A 742-nucleotide genomic window follows, 5' to 3' on the forward strand; every position below is an offset into this window, starting at 1 on the left:
TTTCATATCATCAGCTTCCTTTGTTACTTTTTTTATCGAAGAGTGTTGCTTTTTTTGTTCAGACTGGCAAATTGAAGCCATACCGTTTAGAAATGATTTAATTAAAAAGGATGTTGTATGTGTTCAGTATTTGGCATTTTAGACATTAAAAGCGACGCAGCGGCGCTTCGCCCTATCGCTTTAGAGATGTCGAAAAAACTTCGTCACCGTGGCCCAGACTGGTCAGGGATCTACGCATCAGACCGAGCAATTCTTGCTCATGAGCGTCTTGCGATCGTAGGTCTTAACAGCGGCGCGCAGCCTCTTTACAGCCCAGATAAAAAACTCATCCTTGCAGTAAACGGTGAAATCTACAACCACAAAGAAATTCGTGCTCGTTACGAAGGAAAATATGATTCCAAATCAGATCTTGACTGTGAAGTGATTCTCGCTCTCTACCAAGAAATGGGAGCCGATCTCCTAGAAGAATTAAACGGCATCTTCGCTTTTGTTCTTTACGATGAAGAGAAAGATCAGTACCTAATTGGACGTGACCACATCGGTATCATCCCGCTTTACCAAGGTTATGATGAGCACGGCAACTACTATGTCGCGTCCGAAATGAAAGCGTTGGTTCCAGTTTGCAAAACCATCAGTGAGTTTCCTCCAGGTAGCTACTACAGTTCAACCGATGCGGGCCCTCAACGTTACTATCWTCGCGATTGAATGAATACGCAGCGGTGCAAGGCAACAGCAGCAGCAA

At 44.3% G+C, this 742-nt stretch carries 1 pseudogene; it reads left to right on the top strand.

Going from position 1 to position 742, the window contains the following annotated elements:
• Nucleotides 1–117: 117 nt before the first annotated feature.
• A pseudogene (gene asnB, locus CIK04_RS26440) lies at nt 118–742 on the top strand (asparagine synthase B); the annotation flags it as partial.

It is taken from the genome of Vibrio sp. 03_296 (assembly GCF_002265885.1).